Raw genomic sequence first — 20,884 nt, 5'->3', positions numbered from 1 at the left:
ATGCCGCTCGGCCCACTGCGCGAAACCTGCGTTCAGCCTGCACCCAAGTCGCGATGTGTGTTGTTTGAGCTTTTTGCGTAGGGAAATCAAGAGCAGATCAAGAGCAGATCAAGAGCAGATCAACGGCAGATCAACGGCGGATCGATGGCAGATCAAGGATGAACCGGCATGGGCAGATCAAGGACTTTCCGACTGAAGTCGGTGCCTGCGCTATTCAAACTGGATGAACGCAGCCCCCCTGTAGGAGCCGGCTTGCTGGCGAACGCGGTGGGTCTGGTATGTAGATGGCGGCTGGATAAATGCTTTCGCCAGCAAGCCGGCTCCTACAGAAGCTTGCATTCAGCCAGCAAGACCAACGCAGCAGTGGGACCGGCTTTAGCCAGAGGGAACCAGCACAGCAGTGGGACCGGCTTTAGCCGGGAAGCTGTTGCTGTTGCTGTTGATCTTCTACGCGATAGTCCAGACACCGCCAAACGCGACTTGGGTGCAGGCTGAATGGAGGTCTCGTGGAGTGGGCCGAGCGGCATGGATGCCGCGAGAGCCGCCCCCCGCCATGGATGGCGGATGGCGGCGGGCCCACGGGCGGGACCAGAGTGAAGGAACCCCGACGAAGGAGGGGCCAAACCAGGAGCACAAGCCCTTGGTTACTTGGGGCTTTATCAAGTAACTCGCCGAAGGCGAAATAGTCGGCCGTTAGGCCGACGCTGTTGATCTAACGAGGCATAACCGTCAGGCGACGTTCATGGTCTTGTGGGTCTCCACCAGATGCGCAACCACACCCGGATCGGCCAGCGTGGAAATATCGCCTAGCGCGTCGTACTCCCCGGTCGCAATCTTGCGCAGAATCCGGCGCATGATTTTGCCGGAACGCGTCTTCGGCAAACCCGGCGCCCATTGAATGACATCCGGCGAAGCAATCGGACCGATTTCCTTGCGCACCCAGTTGCGCAGCTCGATACGCAGCGCCTCGTCCGGCACTTCCCCGCCATTGAGCGTGACGTAGACGTAGATGCCCTGCCCTTTCAAGTCGTGCGGCACGCCCACTACCGCCGCTTCGGCAACTTTAGGGTGAGCAACCATGGCACTTTCGATCTCGGCGGTGCCCATGCGGTGACCGGACACGTTAAGCACGTCGTCGACGCGACCGGTGATCCAGTAATAGCCGTCTTCATCGCGACGGGCGCCGTCACCGGTGAAGTACATGCCACGGAACGTCTTGAAGTAAGTGTCGACGAAACGGTCGTGATCGCCGTACAGACTGCGCGACTGACCCGGCCAGGAGTCAAGAATCACCAGATTGCCTTCGGCCGCGCCTTCGATCAGATTGCCGAGGTTATCCACCAGCGCCGGAATCACGCCAAAGAACGGACGCGTAGCCGAGCCCGGCTTGAGGGCAATGGCCCCCGGCAACGGGCTGATAAGGATGCCGCCGGTTTCGGTTTGCCACCAGGTGTCGACGATCGGGCAATTCTTGTTGCCAACGGTGTTGTAGTACCAGTTCCAGGCTTCCGGGTTGATCGGCTCGCCCACCGAACCCAGCAGGCGCAGGCTCGAGCCGTCTGCGCCATCCACAGCCTTGGTGCCTTCGGCCATCATTGCGCGGATGGCGGTTGGCGCGGTGTAGAGAATATTGACCTTGTGCTTGTCGACTATTTTCGACACGCGGGTGATGTCCGGGTAGTTCGGAACGCCCTCGAACAGCAGCGTGGTCGCGCCATTGGCCAGCGGCCCGTAGACGATGTAGCTGTGGCCGGTGACCCAGCCGACGTCAGCGGTGCACCAGTAAACTTCACCCGGGCGGTAGTCGAACACGCGCTCATGGGTCAGGGCGGCATACAACAGATAGCCTGCAGTGGTGTGCAACACGCCCTTGGGCTTGCCGGTGGAGCCGGAGGTGTAAAGGATGAACAGCGACTCTTCAGCGCCCATTTCCTTCGGCGCGCAAGTGCTGGAGGCCACGTCCAGCAGCGAGTGGTACCAGATGTCGCGGTGACGGTTCCATTCGATATCGCCACCGGTGCGCTTGCACACGATGACCTTCTGCACGCTGGCAGTTTCCGGGTTGGTCAGCGCCCGGTCGACGTTGGCCTTCATCGCGGTTTTCTTGCCGCCACGCAGGCCTTCGTCAGCGGTGATCACCACTTTCGATTTGCAGTCGATGATGCGACCGGCCAGTGCTTCAGGCGAGAAGCCGCCGAACACCACCGAATGAATCGCACCGATGCGCGCGCAGGCCAGCATGGCGACCACGGCTTCGGGGATCATTGGCATATAGATGGTCACCACGTCGCCGCGATGGACATCCTGGCCGCGCAATGCGTTGGCGAATTTGCAGACTTCTTCATGCAGTTCGCGGTAGGTAATGTTGCGGCTCTCGGAAGGGTCGTCGCCTTCCCAGATGATGGCGATCGAATCACCGCGCTCGGCCAGATGGCGGTCGAGACAGTTGTAGGAAACGTTCAAAGTGCCGTCGGCGAACCATTTGATATCGACGCGGTGGTCGTCGAAGGAGGTCTGTTTGACGGTAGTAAAAGGCTTGATCCAGTCAAGGCGTTGGGCTTGCTCGCGCCAGAAGCCATCGGGATTGACCACCGACTGCTGGTACATCGCCTTGTAGGTCGCCTCGTCAGTCAGCGTCGTGGCTGCCACTTCAGGGCGGACGGGGTACAGGGAAGCCGCACTCATCTTTCTTACCTCGGTGGAAATGTTGTTGTTTTATGGCCCTGTTGTATCTGCCGATGGCCTGAATGGCCATTCGACGATGGTCTTACCGACCCCGAGCATAGCCCCGAACGCACCCCAAGTGCCCGCTTTCAGACAAAGCTTCATGCCGGGCAGGTCCTGAAGCGTAGCGCAGCCTGTGCTGATGAGCCGGAATGATGATTATTGCCGATTTGCTCAACAGTCTTTATCAGAATGGTTTCTATATGAATCCCCGACAGGGGCATAGAATTCGTTCCGCCAACACGGCAAACGATTGATTGGCAACAGTTCCCCCCACTGGGCTGTCAATCAAACCACCCGATTATTATTCGCTTCACTCAGAGCCTTATAAAGGATCTGTGCGCCCTGCCGACCGCACTTTCTGCGCCGCTGGGCAACGAAGCAACTTAGAGGAATAAAGTAATGAAAGCTGCACTGGTTGTAATGGCTCTTTGTGGTTTCAGCGCCATGGCAATGGCAGAAGAATCTGGCGCAAAAGTAGCCGCTCAACAACAGCGCGTCGAGGAATACAAATACGGCACCAAACTTGATATTGCCAAAGTCATATCGGTGGACGAAGTACCCAACGTCTGCAGGGTGGTGCCGCAGCATATGACTTACGACGACTCGCACGGCAAACGCCATGTGCTTGAGTATCAGGTCATGGGCAATGGTTGCAGCAACGGCTGATCAGCAGGTGGTCACGCACGGCTGAGCGCCGCCTACTTATAGGCGCGCTTGCCCGCGAAAAGAGGTGTGCCAGCTTGAATATGCAATGCCAGACAATCGATTCGCGGGCAAACGCGCTCCTACAGGTGTTTATCGATAAATCACTGGCAATGGCCTATTCCGTACTGCGTCGATGATTAGCCAAGTAGACAGCGCGCCATCTAGGTGTAGGAGCGCGCTTGCCCGCGAAAAGAGTTAGCCCGTTTAAACATGCAATGCCAGACAATCGATTCGCGGGCAAGCGCGCTCCTGCAGGTGTTTATCAATGAGTCACTGTCGCTGGCCAATTCCGTACTGCTTTAACTTGTTGGCGACCGTTGTATGGGAAACACCCAATCGCTTCCCCAATAGGCGACTGCTTGGGTGCGCTGCATATAACTGTTCGAGCACCGCCTTCTCGAACCGTCCCACCATATCGTCCAATCCGCCTTCAAGTGAGAAATCTCCCAGGGGCTGCCTAACGCCGTAATCGGGCAGACGAATATGCTCAGGCTTTACCCACTTACCGTCACACAATGAAACAGCCTGGAACAATACGTTTTCCAGTTGCCGCACATTGCCAGGCCAGTGGTATTGGCTAAGGCGCGCCATTGCATCCGGCGCCAGTCTGGGTAACGCGCACCCGATCTGCCGGCTGGCCTGATCAACGAAGTGTTCCACCAGCGGCGCGAGGCCATCCAGGCATTCCCTCAAAGGCGGAATGTGCAGCGAGAGGACGTTCAACCGGTGGTAAAGGTCCTGACGAAACTCGCCTCGGGCGCAGAGTTCCGACAGGTCCACTTGGGTCGCGCAGATGATCCGCACGTCCAGGTACACCTCTTCATCGCTGCCTACACGCCGAAAGCAACCCTCCTGCAAATAGCGCAGCAATTTTGCCTGCAATCGCGCGCTCATTTCCGCTACGCCGTCGAGAAACAAGGTCCCGCCCGACGTCAGTTCCAGCAAACCCAGCTTGCCTTCCGCGCGCGCCCCTTCGAATGCGCCGGGGCCGTAGCCAAACAGCTCTGTCTCGGCCATGGACTCGGAAAAACCGGCGCAATTGAGCGCCATCATGGGCGACTGACCGCGCGGGCTCGCCAAGTGGCAGGCCCGCGCAAGCAGCTCCTTCCCTGTACCGGTTTCGCCCTCGATCAACAATGGCGCGTCCAGCGGTGCCATGCGACGCGCTTCCCTGACCACCGCCGCCATCACCCTGGAGCTCTGAAAGATGCTGTCGAAGCCCCGCAGTTCCTGCTTGCGGACGTTATAGATGTGCTCGCCAACGCGGTCTGCACGGTGCAGCGTCAGCACCGCGCCGGCCATGGCTTCGCTGTCCTCATGCTCTGATTGCAAAGGGGCGATGTCCGCGAGAAAGATGTCGCCTTTCACCTTCACGCGCAGACCGTTAATGCGCGAGCGATTGGCGCGCACCAACTGCGGCAGATCAAAATCTTCGGCGTAACGTGAAAGCGGAATGCCTGGAACCTCATCGACCCGCACGCCGAGCAACTGAGCGGCGGCGCGGTTCGCGGCCACGATCGAGCCGCCCATGTCGATGGACAACACAGGGAATTCCAACGCTCCCAGCAAGGCATTCAGCTCCATGTGCCGACGCTCGCTGGGCATCAATCCCACGCGCTTGACGCCGAACACGCCGGCAACGGTCTCGAATTTGGGCACTAGCGCCTGAAACTGCAGATTGATCAGATTCGGGCAGCGCAGATAAATGGCATCGCCATGCTCGCCTCCTACTTCACCGCCGGAGACGTTCACGCCGTAGGCCACCAGCAGTTCAAGAATGTCCCGCAGGATGCCAACTCGGTTCTGGCAATGGACTTTGATACGCATAAGTTCTCGTCGACGTGGCAGCGATTACGGATGCAGAAGAGTTTACCGTCAAGAATACGTGACAGCACAAGCCGTATGGGACGCGATAATCCCCGCCATTCCTCCACAAACGCTCTAGCTGTCACGATTTCTTTACGTTTTGGCAAACCATCTAAAGCCCTTTCATCTAAGCCCTGCGACATCCAACCCGGAGAATCGGCTATCTATAGAGCGCTGCGTCAACGCGCGACCGCTTTGCTCCATATAAGAACAAGCCATTCAGGAGAGCCGCATGAGTACGCATTACGTCGCCCGCGAGCCGGACGCCACCGGGTTTATTAACTACCCCGAGGCCGAGCACCAGGTCTGGAACACGCTGATCACGCGGCAACTGAAGGTTGTCGAAGGGCGCGCCTGCCAGGAGTATCTGGATGGAATCGATCAGCTCGCGTTGCCCCATGACCGGATCCCACAACTGGGCGAGATCAATCGTGTTCTCGGTGCCACTACGGGCTGGCAAGTCGAGCGCGTACCCGCGTTGATCCCCTTTCAGACATTCTTCGAACTGCTGGCGAGCAAGCGATTTCCCGTCGCGACCTTCATTCGTAGCCAGGAAGAGCTCGACTACCTGCAAGAGCCCGACATCTTTCATGAGGTTTTCGGACACTGCCCGTTGCTGACCAACCCCTGGTTTGCAGAATTTACCCACACTTACGGCAAGCTCGGTCTGGCAGCCAGCAAAGAGCAGCGGGTGTATCTTGCCCGCCTCTACTGGATGACCATCGAGTTTGGACTGGTCGACACACCGCAGGGGCGCAAAATCTATGGTGGTGGCATCCTTTCCTCGCCCAAGGAAACGGTGTACAGCGTGTCATCAACCCCCGAGCATCAGCCGTTCGACCCCATTGAAGCCATGCGTACGCCTTACCGAATCGACATTTTGCAGCCGCTTTATTTTGTGCTGCCTGACCTCAAGCGTCTCTTCGACCTCGCGCAGGAAGACATCATGGGCATGACCCGTACGGCCTGCGAAAAAGGCCTGCACGCACCGAAGTTTCCCGCCAAGACAAAAGCCGCCTGAACCCCGGGCCGCCTGAACCCGATCCCCGATAAAGGAACCTCTCCATGACCGCTCTCAACCAATCCCAGTGCGAAGCCTGCCGCGCCGATGCCCCTCAAGTCAGCGAGGCCGAGCTGCCCGACCTGCTAAGACAGATCCCAGACTGGAACATCGAGGTGCGTGACGGCGTCATGCAGCTGGAAAAAGTCTTTCTGTTCAAGAATTTCAAATTTGCGCTGGCGTTTACCAACGCGGTCGGCGAAATTGCCGAGGCCGAAGGTCACCACCCAGGTCTGCTGACCGAATGGGGCAAGGTGACCGTGACCTGGTGGAGCCACTCGATCAAGGGGCTGCACCGCAATGACTTCATCATGGCCTCCCGCACAGACGAGGTGGCCAAAGGCGCCGAGGGCCGTAAGTAAATGCATTTCTCACAGATTCAGCGCGTACCGGACGATCCCATCCTGGGCCTGATCCAGGCTTATGCCAGAGACCCGAACCCGAACAAGTTCGATCTGGGCGTTGGGGTCTATAAAGACGCGCAGGGCCTGACGACCATTCCGCGCGCAGTGAAACTCGCCGAGCAGCGCCTGGTGGACTCGCAGCCCACCAAAAGTTACATCGGCGGGCATGGCGAACCGCGTTTCGGCACGCTGATCTGTGAGCTGGTCATGGGAGGCGATTCGCTCCTGATAGCGAGCAAACGTGTCGGCGCCACGCAAACACCCGGCGGTACCGGCGCGCTGCGATTGAGCGCAGATTTCATTGCCAATTGCCTCCCCGGCAAAGGCGTCTGGCTGAGCGATCCCACCTGGCCGATCCACGAAACCATCTATGCCGCTGCCGGCCTGAAGGTCAGTCACTATCCTTACGTAGGCAGCGACAACACACTCAACGTGCCAGCCATGCTGGAGACGCTGAACACCATCCCCGAAGGCGACGTCGTGCTGCTGCATGCGTGTTGCCACAACCCTACGGGTTTTGACCTCTCCCAGGATGACTGGCATGCGGTGCTTGAGATCGTCAAACAACGCAACCTGCTGCCGTTGATTGACTTCGCGTACCAGGGCTTTGGCGATGGTCTGGAGGAAGACGCATGGGCGGTGAGGCTGTTTGCCGAGGCGCTGCCCGAGCTGCTGATCACCAGCTCGTGCTCGAAGAATTTCGGCCTTTATCGTGAGCGCACGGGCGCGTTGCTGGTCTGCGCCGACACCCCGGAAAAGCTGCTTGATGTACGCAGCCAACTGTCAGCCACGGCCCGTAATCTGTGGTCCAACCCGCCGGATCATGGCGCTGCGGTGGTCGCCGAAATCCTGGGTGATCCCGAGTTGAAAGCGCTGTGGGCCGAAGAGGTCGAAGCCATGCGCAGCCGTATAGCACAGCTGCGCGTGGGCCTTGTCGACGCGCTGACCCCGCTGGGCCTGGGCGAACGCTTCGCTCACATTGCCGTGCAACGCGGAATGTTTTCCTACACCGGCATGAACGACCACCAAGTGGATCGCCTGCGCAACGAGCATAGCGTGTACATGGTGGCGGCCGGGCGAGCCAACATTGCAGGCATCGACGCAAAGCGGCTGGACGAACTGGCGGCGGCGTTTGCTGCGGTGTGTCAGGACTGAGACGGCAGCGTGCCGCGCACACTGGCCTACGATCAACCAGAATCTGTGTGCGCAACGGCATGCGGGGCCAGGCATCCAGGACCAAGCGTTCGCGGGCCCGCGGGCTCTTCACTGCTCCGTCCGCATCCGGAAGACGTGTTGTAGCTGCGCGTCTTCACTACATGACCGGCGGCCCGCATTTAAAAGTCTGATTGTCATTTGTACTGCTGTATCCTCCCTGAGCGTTTTAGGACGCGCTGTTCAATTCAGCGGCAACAACTTGTGAGGAGCGACGATATGCATGAAATCCCCAACTTCCCCTTCCCAAGCCAGACCCAGCAAAGCGCAGCAGCTCGCCAGGAACTCGGTCAGCCGATCGAAATGAAGGCAGGCAGCAAAAGCAGTGACCGCAACAAAGCCCAAAGCCCGCGCTAAAGGCTGATTTTTCAGCCCCTATGGAAGAGCGTCTTCAAGGCGTATTTCCATAAGGGCTGAATCATTCGCGCCGTGATTCACCCCTGCTCACTTGCGAGTCGTCCCGACTCCAGATCGTCCCGGTTCACTCTGCTAATAGACATCCACCCCTCGCCATTGATGTGCCCTCGCGGGAACTCAAGCGTCTACGCTTCAATCAGATTTAACCCTCGCCTTTCCTTTCAGTCGTAACCGTGGATCTATGCCCATGCCAGACGCTTCGAGCGCTGTCCCTCAACGTCCTATGGCCGTCACGCTGCAGGTTGTTTCCATCGTCCTGTTCACCTTCATCGGGTACCTGAATATCGGCATCCCGCTTGCCGTATTGCCAGGCTATGTCCACACCGACCTCGGCTTCGGCGCGGTGGCCGCCGGACTGGTCATCAGTGTCCAATACCTTGCGACGCTCCTCAGCCGTCCGTATGCCGGTCGCATCATCGACACCCGCGGCCCGAAAAAAGCGGTGATCATCGGCCTGTTCGGCTGCGGCTTGAGTGGTGTGTTCATGCTCCTCGCCGACTGGCTCGACGCATGGCCAATGGTCAGCCTGATCAGCCTGTTCATCGGTCGTCTAGTGCTTGGCAGTGCAGAAAGCCTGGTCGGATCGGGGTCCATCGGTTGGGGCATTGGCAGAGTGGGCGCTGCCAATACCGCAAAAGTGATTTCCTGGAATGGCATCGCCAGCTACGGCGCGCTGGCCATTGGTGCTCCGCTGGGCGTGCTGCTGGTCAACGCGCTGGGGCTGTGGAGCATGGGGGTCAGCATCATGCTGCTGGCCGCGCTGGGCATTTCCCTGGCCTGGAAGAAAACCCCTGCACCGCTAGTCCACGGCGAACGGCTGCCGTTCCTGCATGTGCTCGGCCGTGTGCTGCCCCATGGCACGGGGTTGGCGCTGGGCTCCATCGGTTTTGGCACCATCGCGACGTTCATTACGCTGTATTACGCCAGCCATTCGTGGCCCAACGCGGTGCTGTGCCTAAGTCTGTTCGGTGCCTGCTTTATCGGGGCGCGGTTGCTGTTCGGCAACCTGATCAACCGCATCGGCGGCTTCCGCGTTGCGATTGTCTGCCTATCGGTAGAGACACTGGGCCTGCTGTTGCTGTGGCTGGCGCCCAACCCGAACCTGGCCCTGGCGGGTGCTGCACTGACTGGTTTCGGGTTTTCTCTGGTGTTCCCGGCCCTGGGCGTGGAAGCGGTCAATCTGGTGCCGCCGGCGAGTCGCGGCGCGGCGGTGGGTGCGTATTCGCTGTTTATCGACCTGTCGCTGGGCATCACCGGCCCCGTGGCGGGCGCTGTCGCCGCGGGATTCGGCTTTGCGTCAATCTTCCTGTTTGCGGCCCTCGCTGCGGTGAGTGGACTTGGACTGAGCGTGTATCTGTACAAACAGGCCAATGCGATGCGCGAAAAACCTGCCGCAGTTTGACGCCCCCATTGCTGCTGGAGCCTGGTTGCCAACGACCGCGTGACGCCAGGCCAGCAGGGACGCACTGGCACATTACGGTTCGCCAGCAAGCCGGCTCCTACGACTGCAAAACTGCCCAGGTCGCCGTTTATTCCAGACAGGCTGCAAGATAATGCAGCAGAAGGCGGCGACCGCCTGATACAGCCCCACCGGTCAAAAATCGACCTTGCCTCGCCCTGCCTTGATCGACCCGCGTTTGGTTTTCGACTCCAGCCGGCGCGTCTTCGAGCCCAGGGTGGGCTTGGTCGGTCGGCGCTTCTTCTCGACCTTGCCGGCGCTGATAATGAGCTCGCTCAACCGTTCCAGCGCATCGGCTCGGTTCTGTTCCTGGGTCCGGTGCTGTTGCGCCTTGATGACGACGACGCCCTCGCTGGTGATACGACTGTCACGCAGCGCCAGCAGACGTTCCTTGTAGAACGGCGGCAGCGACGAGGCATTGATGTCGAACCGCAGGTGCACGGCGCTGGAGACTTTGTTGACGTTCTGACCACCCGCACCCTGAGCACGGATGGCGGTCAGCTCGACGTCGCTGTCCGGCAAGTGGATGTTGTTGGAAATGATCAGCATGAAAACCCTGGGTCCTGAAAAACCGCTGCCAGGCGGGCAGCGGCTTTCGCATTATTTGATGATCGAGGTGCGCTGGGCCATCGACTCGCTCCGGGCCAGGCGTTTGTTCTTGACCACGTAAAACGCCCACATCACCGCCACCCATACCGGAATGGCGTAGACCGAGACACGGATGCCCGGAATCAACAGCATGATGACCAAGATCAGTGCCACGAACGCCAGGCAGAGGTAGTTCCCAAAGGGGTACCACAGCGCTTTGAACAGGGGGCGCTGACCGATGCGGGTCAGGTGCTGACGGAATTTGAGGTGGGAATAGCTGATCATTGCCCAATTGATCACCAGGGTGGCGACCACCAGCGACATGAGCAACTCCAGCGCGCCCTGCGGCATCAGGTAGTTGAGCAGGACCGCAATCAGCGTCACAGCCGCCGAGACCAGGATCGCCCGCACCGGAACACCCCGACCGTCAACCCGCGCCAGCGATTGCGGCGCATCGCCCTGCTCGGCCATGCCAAACAGCATGCGAGCATTGCAATAGGTGCCGCTGTTGTACACCGACAGGGCTGCCGTCAAAACCACAAAGTTGAGGATGTGCGCCGCTGTGGTGCTGCCGAGCATCGAGAACACATGCACAAAAGGGCTGCCGCTGTAGGCGTCGCCGGAAGCATTGAGGTCTACAAGCAACGCGTCCCAGGGTGTCAGCGACAGCAGCACTACCAGAGAGCCAATGTAAAAAATCAGGATCCGGTAGATGACCTGATTGATTGCCTTCGGAATGATGGTCCGCGGCTGATCGGCTTCCGCTGCGGTAAAGCCGAGCATTTCCAGGCCGCCGAAGGAGAACATGATAAACGCCAGCGCCATCACCAATCCGCTCACGCCGTGGGGGAAGAAACCGCCCCGGTCCCACAGGTTGCTGACGGAGGCCTGCGGGCCGCCCTCGCCGCTCACCAGCAGATAACTGCCCAGCGCAATCATCCCCAGAATGGCCACCACCTTGATGATCGCGAACCAGAACTCGGCCTCGCCAAACACCTTCACGTTGGCAAGATTAATGACGTTGATCATCACGAAGAAGACCGCAGCCGAAGCCCACGCAGGGATCTCCGGCCACCAGTACTGGACGTATTTGCCCACGGCGGTCAGTTCGGACATGCCGACCAGAATGTAAAGGACCCAGCAATTCCAGCCAGACAGAAACCCGGCAAACCCGCCCCAGTAGGTGTGCGCAAAGTGGCTGAACGACCCCGCCACCGGCTCTTCGACAATCATCTCGCCCAGCTGGCGCATGATCATGAACGCGATGAAGCCGCACACGGCGTAGCCAAGGATCATCGACGGGCCGGCAGATTTCAGGACCCCTGCCGAACCCAGGAACAGGCCCGTACCGATCGCGCCACCGAGGGCGATCAGCTGGATATGGCGGTTTTTCAGACCCCGCTTCAAGTCGCCCGAATGGGACATGTGTTCACTCATTGTCTAGCCACCTTGGCGTTCTGGTCTGTGACGGAATCGAACCCGTCGCGCTCATGACGCGGCGGAGGGAAACGGGGTGGATAACCCCGAGCGGGTGGCGTCCAGACGCCAATGGATCACAGAAAAAACGGGCGCGCATTGTACACCGCTCACATGGCGTTTGGCGGCGAAAGAATTCCCGGCAGGCGGACTGGCTTCAGCCGGGAAGTTGCCGCCACCAATCTGGGCGACACAATTCTGTCGCAAAAATAATTCATCAAAATCGAAAGCTCCCTAACGTTGTTTTCGCTGCAAGTTTCGAAAAATTCGGCGAAATGCCAGTATTTACGACCCATTTTTTACTTTGCAACAGGCTGACTATTGCACTAGTTTTTTCAGTGCTTGCTGGCCACGAAGGTCAGTGTGCTTCCATGGCGAGGACGCGTGACTTCCGCGGTACGGTCCTCGCTGCATTCGGCAAGTACGTCATTCTCAGGAGATTCATCTATGCAAACAGTTGAACTGGCTCTCGAAGAAGAACTGCAATTGGACGATTGGTTTGAAGCACCGACTCATGATGCCGCTGTGGAGATGATGCAAGCCGACGCCGTGGTGGCGTTTGGCACCGCCATGTGGCCGTTCTAAAACAGCCGAAGGGCGAACGCGGCCGACGCGTTCGCCCTCTTGTTTTGAGCATTCGCAGCGGAGCGCACTATGGATAACAGCAGCGCAATCGAACATTTCCTGTATTACCTGCAACACCACCCCGCCGTTACCGGCATGACCACTCCCCAGGTACTTTTGGCCCACACCCCGGAATACCGCCGCATCATCGATGGCATTATTGAAAGCTCGACGGCGCGGGATTGCTTTCGGTTCAACACCCTGCCGCTGGACTCCTCCCCGGTCGGTGAACTGGCAGAGGCCATCACCGATTGCGACCTTTTCGTCCTGTTCTACGACGCCTCAACTCTGCCCAATCCTCGGGCGGAGGGGCCGCTATTCATACGCCAGTTGCAGGAAGTGATGTCGGCCCAGTGGAAGAAATCCTTGCTGTTCAAAGATTACGGCGACTATTTCTACGATGCTTTCAGCATTGAGCCCGAGCGCATCGCGCAGCTGAATGCGGCGCTGATCGACACCATGAACCAAGGCGAGACCCTCAGCTTCAGCGACGATCACGGCTCGTACTTCGAGGCCCCGCTGCGCGAGCTGAAGAAGTGGACCAATATCAACGGCGTTGGCAACTACGACCTGGCACCCGGCGAGATTGCCACCCACAGCGAATCCATCAACGGTCATGTGCGGTTTCTTGGCACGTTTCTCAGCACCATCCCTTTTGCGCGCAAATACGGGATTATCGAATCACCACTGGAATTGTGGATCGAGAACTCCGTTGTGACCCGCATCGCCACCGACGTACCGGGGCTGGAGCACGACTTCAATAAATATCTGGACGCCAATCCCTCGAACCGGCGTATCGAGGAGTTGGGGATCGGCACCAACGAAGGCGTCAGTCAGCTGTACGCGCGCAACGCAGGTTTCGAAGAGCGCCATTGCGGGTTGCATCTGGGCTTGGGCGGCGGCGCCAAGGGCAGTCACCACATGGACCTGATCTTCAACAGCGGATCACTGGCCGTGGACAAGCGCGTGGTGTTCGACGGGACCGCTTACGTCGTCTGAATCATAAGCGCGCATAAAAAAACGCCAGTCTCTCGACTGGCGTTTTTCGCGGCGCAGACCGCTGTCAGTGTTTCACTGCCGCATTACTCAGGCTTGCGGCGGCCGAAGCCCGGGCGTTGGCCGGAGCCACTTGGCGGACCGCGGCGTTTGCCGGACGGGGTCTTGTCATCCACCAGGCCGATGCCGGGACGCGAAGGCTTTGGCTTTGCAGGCCGCTTGTTCATGTCGCTCGGGCGCTCGGCGACCGGCGTGCCACGACCGCTGTCGGAGCGAGGACTCTCGCCTCGGGCATTACCGCCACGAGCATTGTCACCACGACCGCCAATGGCGGGACGCGGCGTACGTGCCGGGCGACCGCTCTCGGCCGGCTTGCGCGCAGGACGCTCGCCGTCGGCCAGACGCGGTTCGCGAGCAGGACGGTCAGCCGACACCGCGTCCTTGGCCGGGCGCAGCTGACGCACGCGCTCGCCTTTGCCCAACGGACGCGACGACTGACGCTGCAGACGCTCCAGCTTGTCTTTGGTCTTGGCCGTCATTTGCGGCATGGCGACAGGCTTCAGGCCCACTTCAGCGCTGAGAATGTCGACTTCCTGTTGGCTCATCTCGCGCCAGCGACCCATCGGCAGGTCGGAGTTCAGGAACACCGGACCGAAACGCACGCGCTTCAAGCGGCTGACCACCAGACCCTGGGATTCCCACAATCGACGCACTTCGCGGTTACGGCCTTCCATGACCACGCAGTGGTACCAATGGTTGAAGCCTTCGCCACCCGGCGCCTGCTGAATGTCGGTGAAGCGCGCCGGACCGTCTTCCAGCACCACGCCGGCCTTCAGGCGCGCCAGCATGTCGTCGTCAACCTCGCCGCGCACGCGCACAGCGTACTCGCGGTCCATTTCGAACGAAGGGTGCATCAGGCGGTTGGCCAGCTCACCGTCAGTGGTGAACATCAGCAAACCGGTGGTGTTGATGTCCAGACGACCGATGTTGATCCAGCGGCCCTCTTTCGGGCGCGGCAGGCGATCAAAAACGGTCGGACGGCCTTCAGGGTCGTCACGGGTGCAGATCTCGCCGTCCGGCTTGTTGTACATGATGACGCGGCGAACGGTTTCGGCGGCTTCTTCGCGCTTGATGACGCGACCGTCGACCGTGATGGCGTCATGCAGGTCAACGCGTTGGCCGAGGGTGGCCTGTACGCCGTTGACCTTGATGCGGCCTTCGCCGATCCAGGCTTCTACGTCGCGGCGCGAGCCAACGCCGATGCGCGCGAGGACCTTCTGCAGTTTTTCGCCTGCTGGGCCGATTTCTTTGTCCTGCTTGTCTTGTTCACTCATCTGGGCACCTCCCGGTGTGTCGAATCAGGCCATGCGCGAGTGGGTAAGGCCTGTTGCCCGGCTCCGTGCAGAGCGCTCCGAGTGAGCGCAAAGCTAAACCCGGATCGGGCTGAAAACTGAATCCCCTGGCGCGTGGAGATCGCCAAAAGGTCGCGAATCATACGCGCATGCCGCGCGTTGCGCATCAGAGACTAGATGAAAAAAACAGCCTCACTTCTTTTTCCGCCGACCGGCACCCTTGAGCTTGATCAGCCGCTGAGCCGATTCGGCCAGTACCGAGCGCTTCTCGTCTTTTTCCATCTTTTTCCACGACTTGATCTCGCGTTTGCTGCGGCCACAGCCGAGGCATATCTCTTCGTCGAACTTGCAGAGGCTGATGCAGGGATTCTTGGTACTCATGGGCTCGCCTGAATGAGGAATCGGAGTGGAACCGGCTTCGACTGGTCGGGTCGTTCAGCTCATGGCCGAGTGCCTGACACACCGGGTTTGCCAACAAGCCGGCGCCTACGCAATGCGCTTCGTCAGGCGCAAAGATGTAGCTGCGCCAGCCTCATCAGCTCGGTTGCTGCCGAGGATCTTCATCGTCCTGCGGCGGTTCTTCCAATTCAGACTCTTTATTGGCCTCATCGAGCAATAAATCGTCGAAGTCGATTTTCAGGCCCTGCTCCATGGAATCGAGCTCAGCCAGCAGGCTGCGGAAACTGGTCTCATCGCGAGGTGCTTCGGGTTCGGCGTCGGGGTCCGTTTCAAGACTCGCGTCCGCCAGCGCTTGCAAATGCGCCGGCACCGGCGCGTCGTCGAATTCGAGCACAGGCTCGGTTTCCATCTCGCGCAGGTCGGCCAGCGGCGGAAGTTCGTCGAGGTTTTTCAGGTTGAAATGGTCAAGAAATGCTTTGGTAGTGGCAAACATCGCCGGTTTGCCCGGCACGTCGCGGTACCCGACGATCCTGATCCATTCGCGCTCCATCAGCGTCTTCACGATATTGCTGTTGACCGCAACGCCGCGCACGTCTTCGATCTCCCCGCGGGTGATCGGCTGGCGATAAGCGATCAGCGCCATGGTTTCGAGCAGTGCCCGGGAGTACCGCTGCGGCCTTTCTTCCCACAAACGCCCCACCCAGGGTGCGTACTTCTCGCGGATCTGCAAGCGGTAGCCGGTGGCAACCTCTTTCAATTCAAAGGCGCGGTTGTCGCAGGACTTGCCCAGCAGCGTCAGGGCCTTTTTGAACACCGCAGGCTCGGGCCGCTCGCCTTCTTCGAACAGCTCGTAGAGACGTTCCAGTGACTGCGGCTTGCCCGAGGCGAGCAGAAATGCTTCGAGCAAGGGTGCCAGATCGCGAGGTTCGTTGAGGTTCATGGGTTCAGTTCTTGCCCTTTATTCGGCTCGCGCCCGCACATGAATGACCGTAAAGGGTTCGTTCTGGACCAGTTCCACCAGCTGCTCCTTGACCAGTTCAAGCACGGCCATGAACGTCACCACTACGCCAAGCCGTCCTTCTTCCGCTGTGAACAGCTCGGCAAACGGCACAAAGCCTGCGCCTTTCAAGCGCTCCAGCACATCACTCATACGCTCGCGCGTCGACAACGCCTCGCGGCTGACCTGATGACTCTCGAACATGTCGCCCCGACGCAGTACATCCGCCATCGACATCAACAGCTCTTCGAGGGCAACGTCCGGCAATAACCTGCGCACACGCGCTTCAGGCGCTTCCAGCCGTGGCACGACTACATCGCGCCCTACTCGGGACAGGTTATCGATGCCCTCGGCGGCGGCCTTGAACCGCTCGTATTCCTGCAGGCGACGAATCAGCTCGGCGCGCGGGTCGCCTTCCTCCTCTTCGGCCATCTCCGAGCGTGGCAGCAGCATGCGCGATTTGATCTCGGCGAGCATGGCGGCCATGACCAGGTACTCGGCGGCGAGCTCCAGGCGCACGGTTTTCATCAGCTCGACATAGCCCATGTATTGGCGGGTGATTTCCGCCACCGGGATGTCGAGGATGTTGATGTTCTGTTTGCGGATCAGATAAAGCAGCAGGTCGAGCGGGCCTTCGAAGGCTTCGAGAAAAACTTCCAGCGCATCGGGCGGAATGTACAGGTCGACCGGCATTTGCGTGACGGCCTGACCGTAAACCAGCGCAAACGGCAGCTCTTGCTGGGCGTGGGCCTGAGGGTCGGTGCGAGCCTCAAGCGTTTGCGCGTCGGTCACTCGGCGTCGACCCCGAACGGCGTCGGATCGCCGCAGCCCACCCGGACCACTTTCGGATCGCCTTCGGTCAGGTTGACGACCGTGGAGGCAGAAATGCCACCCTCGCCGGCATCAATGATCAGATCCACCTGATGCTCAAGGACGCCGCGCATTTCGTGGGGATCGCTCATCGGAATGGTCTCGCCGGGCATGATCAGGCTCACGCTCATCAGCGGCTCGCCCAGTTCCTGCAACAGCGCCTGAGCGATGGGATGACCGGGCACGCGCAGGCCAATGGTGCGGCGCTTGGGATGCAGGACCAGACGAGGTACGTCACGGGTAGCGCCAAGAATGAACGTGTACGGCCCGGGCGTATGCGCCTTGAGCAGGCGGAAGGCCGCCGTGTCGACCTTGGCAAAGGTGCCTAGCTGCGACAGATCGCAGCACATCAGTGTGAAGTTGTGCTTGTCGTCCAGTTGACGAAGACGGCGGATACGGTCAACCGCGGCCTTGTCCTCCATTCGACAACCCAGTGCATAAGACGAATCGGTGGGATAGACCACCAGACCGCCCGCCCGGATGATCTCCACGGCTTGCTTGATCAAACGCGTTTGAGGGTTCTCCGGGTGGACCTGGAAAAATTGACTCACGGTATCTTCCTGTTCAGACGGCAGTAGGCTGGTCATGTTTGAACCGACACCAAAGGGGCGGCAGGTCTTCGGGCAATGGGCGATATACGCCGATTTCGGACCAGGCGCCAGGGGCATGAAAATCACTGCCGGCACTGACCAGCAGACCGAACTCACGGGCCAGGATAGCCAGACTGCCGACCTGATCGGCGGGCTGCAGGCCGTTGACCACTTCTATTGCATGGCCGCCCGCCTGAATGAACTCGGCGACCAGCTTGCGACGCTTGCTGCGGGTGAAATCATAATGCGAAGGGTGCGCCAGACTGACCCAGGCGCCGGCAGAGCGCAGGGTCGCTACTGTCTGCTCAAGAGTCGGCCAGTGTTGTTTGACGTCGCCCAGCTTGCCGGCACCCAGCCATTTGCGGAACGCCTCGGCGCGGTCCTTGACGAAACCCTGGTTCACCAGAAAGTCGGCAAAATGCGGCCGGGCCGGGGCGTTGCCACTGTCACCCAGTGCCTGTTGCACTGCGCGGGCACCTTCCAGCGCGCCGGGCATACCTTTCATCGCCAACTTGCGGCTTATTTCTTCGGCCCGCAGCCAGCGGCCCGTGTGTAATTGCTCGATGGCGTCGCGCAATTGCGGAGCGTTTACATCAAAGGCATAGCCCAGCACATGAATGGTGGCGCCCCCCCAGGTGCAGGACAACTCGATGCCATCGACAAGCTGCATACCGAGCGCAAGCGCCGCAGTCCGGGCCTCGGCGAGCCCTTCAAGGGTATCGTGATCGGTCAGCGCGAGCACTTTTACGCCGTGCTCATGGGCACGCGCGACGAGTACCGCGGGCGCGAGGGCGCCATCGGAAGCGGTGCTGTGGCAGTGCAGGTCGACGTTCATAGGGGCGCTTTCGCAGTCATTGATGTTTGTTATTATGCCGCCACATCCAGCTTCTGGCTCTTACTGTGAAACAATTCATCGACTTCATCCCGCTTATCCTGTTCTTCATCGTCTATAAAATCAGCCCGCAAGCCGTCGATGTCCTTGGCCACAGCTTCATGGTAGGCGGGATTTACAGCGCTACCGCGATGCTGATTGCCAGCTCGCTCGTGGTCTACGGCGTCCTTTATGTCCGTCAGGGCAAACTGGAAAAAAGCCAATGGCTGACACTGATCGCCTGCCTGGTGTTCGGCAGCCTCACTCTGGCTTTCCACAGCGAAACATTCCTGAAGTGGAAGGCGCCGGTGGTCAACTGGGTCTTCGCGCTGATCTTCGCCGGCAGCCATTTTGTCGGCGACCGTCTGTTGATTCAACGCATCATGGGCCACGCCCTGACCCTGCCTCAGGCGGTATGGACCAAGCTGAACATCGCCTGGATCGTGTTCTTCCTGTTTTGTGGCGCGGCCAATCTCTATGTTGCATTTACCTATCAAGAATTCTGGGTCGACTTCAAGGTGTTCGGCAGCCTGGGCATGACCTTGCTGTTCCTTGTCGGCCAGGGCATTTTCCTGGCCCGCCACATCCATGACGCCGACCCGTCCACCCAGCCTTCAAACAAAAAAAGAGAGGACTGACATGCTTTACGCAATCATGGCAACCGACGTCGCCAACTCGCTGGAAAAACGTTTAGGCGCGCGCCCTGCTCACCTTGAGCGCCTCAATGCGATGAAGGCCGAAGGCCGCATCGTCCTCGCAGGCCCCATGCCAGCGGTGGACAGCAATGATCCGGGTACCGCAGGCTTCACCGGTAGCCTGATCGTTGCCGAGTTCGAATCGCTTGCTGCGGCCAAGTCGTGGGCAGACGCCGATCCCTACGTCGCTGCGGGCGTCTACGCCGACGTGGTGGTCAAACCGTTCAAGCAAGTCCTGCCCTGACTCCCTGCAGGTGCGCCCGGCTATCCACCTGCCGGGCTGCCTTCGTTTCCCGCCCGATTGATCGCTCATCATCAGCACTCCCCTGCCGATACGCTGCCTGATACTCATAAAAACGGTGCGCCAGTCCGGTGCCGCGAGAACCAGGAGTTCAGATGCGTCTACGTCCGTGGTGTGTGTTGATGGCCGCATTGGCCGCTTCGGCGATCAGTGTTGCCGCGCAATCCGATGACACCAGCGATCCGGCCAGCCATGCGCTGCCGCTACCCGGTGTGGCCGCTCAGCTGACCGAGCTACGTCAGCGTCTGAGTGAAAGCGAAAAGCAGCGCGATGACTTGAACCGGCAATTGCAGAGCGCCGATAGCGAACGCGAAAGTATCCAGCTCGGACGCCTGCGCCAGGAGAACCAAAGGCTTAGACTGCAGCTCAAAGAAGCACAGTCGGTGACCCCGCCAAGGGTGTTGACCGAACAACAACAATGGTTTGTCGCGGGGGGCGGCGTTGCTATGTCAGCCCTCCTGTGCGGTATCTTTGCCAGCGGCTGGCGTAGACGTCGTCGGCAATGGCTAAATTGAGTGAGTCATGAGCGAGCTGTTACTTATTGATGATGACCAGGAGCTGTGTGAGCTTCTGAGCAGTTGGTTGAGTCAGGAAGGGTTCGTCGTGCGCGCCTGCCACGACGGCCAGAGCGCCCGCAAGGCGCTCGCCGAATCGGCACCTGCTGCGGTGGTGCTGGATGTGATGCTGCCCGATGGCAGTGGTCTGGAACTGCTCAAGCAGCTGCGCACCGATCACCCTGATCTTCCGGTGCTGATGCTCTCCGCTCGCGGCGAACCGCTGGACCGCATTCTGGGTCTGGAGCTGGGTGCCGACGATTATCTGGCCAAACCCTGCGATCCACGTGAACTCACCGCGCGTTTGCGCGCGGTGTTGCGGCGCAGCCATCCGACGGCGGTGTCCACGCAGATCGAGCTGGGCGATTTGTGCTTCAGTCCCGCGCGCGGCGTGGTCACGATCGACGAGCAGGAGTTCACCTTGACCGTCTCTGAAGCGCGCTTGCTTGAGGCCTTGCTCGGCCAGCCTGGCGAACCGCTGGAGAAGCAGGAGCTCGCACAACTGGCACTGGGCCGCAAGCTCACTTTGTACGACCGCAGCCTGGACATGCACGTTAGTAACCTGCGCAAAAAGATCGGCCCGCATGCCGACGGACGCCCACGCATCGTAGCCCTGCGCAGTCGGGGTTATTACTACGCGGTGTGAGGCTTCACCCTTGTAGGAGCGCGCTTGCCCGCGAACGCTATCTGCCTGATTGGTTGATGGCGTCTGACACACCGC

General features: G+C 59.8%; 23 protein-coding genes. 13 read left to right on the top strand and 10 right to left on the bottom strand.

Annotated features, from left to right (window positions below):
- Positions 1-196 (top strand): hypothetical protein (locus QRN48_RS21070; RefSeq protein ID WP_285352943.1); only part of this gene is annotated, 196 nt, incomplete at its 5' end.
- A 533-nt stretch (positions 197-729) separates the two neighbouring features.
- On the opposite strand, the gene acs is transcribed toward QRN48_RS21070, so the two are convergent.
- Positions 730-2,685 (bottom strand): acetate--CoA ligase, encoded by a 1,956-nt coding sequence (acs, locus tag QRN48_RS21065; protein WP_037013748.1) that lies wholly within the window; start codon positions 2,683-2,685, stop codon positions 730-732.
- A gap of 441 nt (positions 2,686-3,126) precedes the next feature.
- Between acs and QRN48_RS21060 the strand changes: the two genes are divergently transcribed.
- The gene (locus QRN48_RS21060; RefSeq protein ID WP_037013749.1) at positions 3,127-3,393 is read left to right on the top strand and encodes a DUF2790 domain-containing protein; all 267 of its coding nucleotides are present in this window, start codon (positions 3,127-3,129) and stop codon (positions 3,391-3,393) included.
- Positions 3,394-3,702: 309 nt separating this feature from the next.
- Here the strand turns inward: QRN48_RS21060 and QRN48_RS21055 are convergent, their stop codons facing one another.
- The gene (locus QRN48_RS21055; RefSeq protein WP_285352940.1) at positions 3,703-5,259 is read right to left on the bottom strand and encodes a sigma-54-dependent transcriptional regulator; all 1,557 of its coding nucleotides are present in this window, start codon (positions 5,257-5,259) and stop codon (positions 3,703-3,705) included.
- A gap of 271 nt (positions 5,260-5,530) precedes the next feature.
- Here QRN48_RS21055 and phhA point away from each other — a divergent pair, with 271 nt between their 5' ends.
- The 5 genes from phhA to QRN48_RS21030 all read left to right on the top strand — a co-directional run bounded on the left by phhA (position 5,531) and on the right by QRN48_RS21030 (position 9,793).
- Entirely contained in the window at positions 5,531-6,319 is a 789-nt protein-coding gene (phhA, locus tag QRN48_RS21050; protein ID WP_285352938.1) for a phenylalanine 4-monooxygenase, read from the top strand.
- A gap of 44 nt (positions 6,320-6,363) precedes the next feature.
- Positions 6,364-6,720 (top strand): 4a-hydroxytetrahydrobiopterin dehydratase, encoded by a 357-nt coding sequence (locus tag QRN48_RS21045; RefSeq protein WP_037013752.1) that lies wholly within the window; start codon positions 6,364-6,366, stop codon positions 6,718-6,720.
- The gene (locus QRN48_RS21040) at positions 6,721-7,917 is read left to right on the top strand and encodes an amino acid aminotransferase (RefSeq protein WP_285352935.1); all 1,197 of its coding nucleotides are present in this window, start codon (positions 6,721-6,723) and stop codon (positions 7,915-7,917) included.
- 276 nt (positions 7,918-8,193) lie between these two features.
- Positions 8,194-8,331, top strand: coding sequence for a hypothetical protein (locus QRN48_RS21035; RefSeq protein WP_162835406.1), 138 nt, complete (start codon positions 8,194-8,196; stop codon positions 8,329-8,331).
- 247 nt (positions 8,332-8,578) lie between these two features.
- Positions 8,579-9,793 (top strand): MFS transporter, encoded by a 1,215-nt coding sequence (locus tag QRN48_RS21030; protein WP_285352933.1) that lies wholly within the window; start codon positions 8,579-8,581, stop codon positions 9,791-9,793.
- 192 nt (positions 9,794-9,985) lie between these two features.
- Here QRN48_RS21030 and arfB read toward each other — a convergent pair whose 3' ends face one another.
- Together arfB and QRN48_RS21020 are read right to left on the bottom strand one after the other, a co-directional pair.
- The gene (arfB, locus tag QRN48_RS21025; RefSeq protein WP_285352931.1) at positions 9,986-10,399 is read right to left on the bottom strand and encodes an alternative ribosome rescue aminoacyl-tRNA hydrolase ArfB; all 414 of its coding nucleotides are present in this window, start codon (positions 10,397-10,399) and stop codon (positions 9,986-9,988) included.
- Between the two features lie 51 nt (positions 10,400-10,450).
- Complete coding sequence (locus QRN48_RS21020; protein ID WP_285352929.1) at positions 10,451-11,875, bottom strand: amino acid permease; 1,425 nt, start codon at positions 11,873-11,875, stop codon at positions 10,451-10,453.
- A gap of 486 nt (positions 11,876-12,361) precedes the next feature.
- Here QRN48_RS21020 and QRN48_RS21015 point away from each other — a divergent pair, with 486 nt between their 5' ends.
- Both QRN48_RS21015 and QRN48_RS21010 read left to right on the top strand, forming a co-directional pair.
- The gene (locus tag QRN48_RS21015) at positions 12,362-12,499 is read left to right on the top strand and encodes a hypothetical protein (RefSeq protein ID WP_037013761.1); all 138 of its coding nucleotides are present in this window, start codon (positions 12,362-12,364) and stop codon (positions 12,497-12,499) included.
- Between the two features lie 69 nt (positions 12,500-12,568).
- A complete protein-coding gene (locus tag QRN48_RS21010; RefSeq protein ID WP_285352927.1) occupies positions 12,569-13,537 on the top strand; it encodes a CgnE/CgnB domain-containing protein in 969 nt (322 codons plus the stop codon).
- Between the two features lie 83 nt (positions 13,538-13,620).
- Here the strand turns inward: QRN48_RS21010 and rluB are convergent, their stop codons facing one another.
- From rluB to QRN48_RS20980, 6 genes are all read right to left on the bottom strand, one after another.
- Positions 13,621-14,868, bottom strand: coding sequence for a 23S rRNA pseudouridine(2605) synthase RluB (gene rluB / locus QRN48_RS21005; RefSeq protein WP_191944810.1), 1,248 nt, complete (start codon positions 14,866-14,868; stop codon positions 13,621-13,623).
- 210 nt (positions 14,869-15,078) lie between these two features.
- Complete coding sequence (locus QRN48_RS21000) at positions 15,079-15,267, bottom strand: DUF1289 domain-containing protein (RefSeq protein WP_037013767.1); 189 nt, start codon at positions 15,265-15,267, stop codon at positions 15,079-15,081.
- A gap of 154 nt (positions 15,268-15,421) precedes the next feature.
- On the bottom strand, positions 15,422-16,225 hold the full coding sequence (gene scpB, locus QRN48_RS20995; protein ID WP_285352924.1) for an SMC-Scp complex subunit ScpB: 804 nt from the start codon (positions 16,223-16,225) through the stop codon (positions 15,422-15,424).
- Between the two features lie 18 nt (positions 16,226-16,243).
- Entirely contained in the window at positions 16,244-17,074 is an 831-nt protein-coding gene (locus tag QRN48_RS20990; RefSeq protein ID WP_497295925.1) for a segregation/condensation protein A, read from the bottom strand.
- Entirely contained in the window at positions 17,071-17,703 is a 633-nt protein-coding gene (locus tag QRN48_RS20985) for an L-threonylcarbamoyladenylate synthase (RefSeq protein WP_037013773.1), read from the bottom strand. The genes QRN48_RS20990 and QRN48_RS20985 overlap by 4 nt, the downstream gene beginning before the upstream one ends.
- Before the next feature lie 13 nt (positions 17,704-17,716).
- Positions 17,717-18,577, bottom strand: a complete 861-nt coding sequence (locus QRN48_RS20980) for a PHP domain-containing protein (protein WP_285352921.1) — start codon at positions 18,575-18,577, stop codon at positions 17,717-17,719.
- 65 nt (positions 18,578-18,642) lie between these two features.
- Here QRN48_RS20980 and QRN48_RS20975 point away from each other — a divergent pair, with 65 nt between their 5' ends.
- The 4 genes from QRN48_RS20975 (at position 18,643) to QRN48_RS20960 (ending at position 20,809) form a co-directional block, all read left to right on the top strand.
- Positions 18,643-19,251 (top strand): septation protein A, encoded by a 609-nt coding sequence (locus QRN48_RS20975; protein WP_191944812.1) that lies wholly within the window; start codon positions 18,643-18,645, stop codon positions 19,249-19,251.
- Between the two features lies 1 nt (position 19,252).
- Positions 19,253-19,552: a YciI family protein gene (locus QRN48_RS20970; protein ID WP_037013777.1), complete on the top strand. Its 300-nt coding sequence runs from the start codon at positions 19,253-19,255 to the stop codon at positions 19,550-19,552.
- Positions 19,553-19,704: 152 nt separating this feature from the next.
- Entirely contained in the window at positions 19,705-20,124 is a 420-nt protein-coding gene (locus tag QRN48_RS20965; protein ID WP_285352918.1) for an SH3 domain-containing protein, read from the top strand.
- Between the two features lie 7 nt (positions 20,125-20,131).
- On the top strand, positions 20,132-20,809 hold the full coding sequence (locus tag QRN48_RS20960; RefSeq protein WP_191944813.1) for a response regulator transcription factor: 678 nt from the start codon (positions 20,132-20,134) through the stop codon (positions 20,807-20,809).
- Positions 20,810-20,884 lie beyond the last annotated feature (75 nt).

This window comes from Pseudomonas sp. ME-P-057 (assembly GCF_030208975.1).
GTDB classification, from domain to species: Bacteria; Pseudomonadota; Gammaproteobacteria; order Pseudomonadales; family Pseudomonadaceae; genus Aquipseudomonas; species Aquipseudomonas lutea.
The sequence above is the reverse complement of the archived record's forward strand: the minus strand, read 5'-3'. Positions and strand labels throughout refer to the sequence as shown.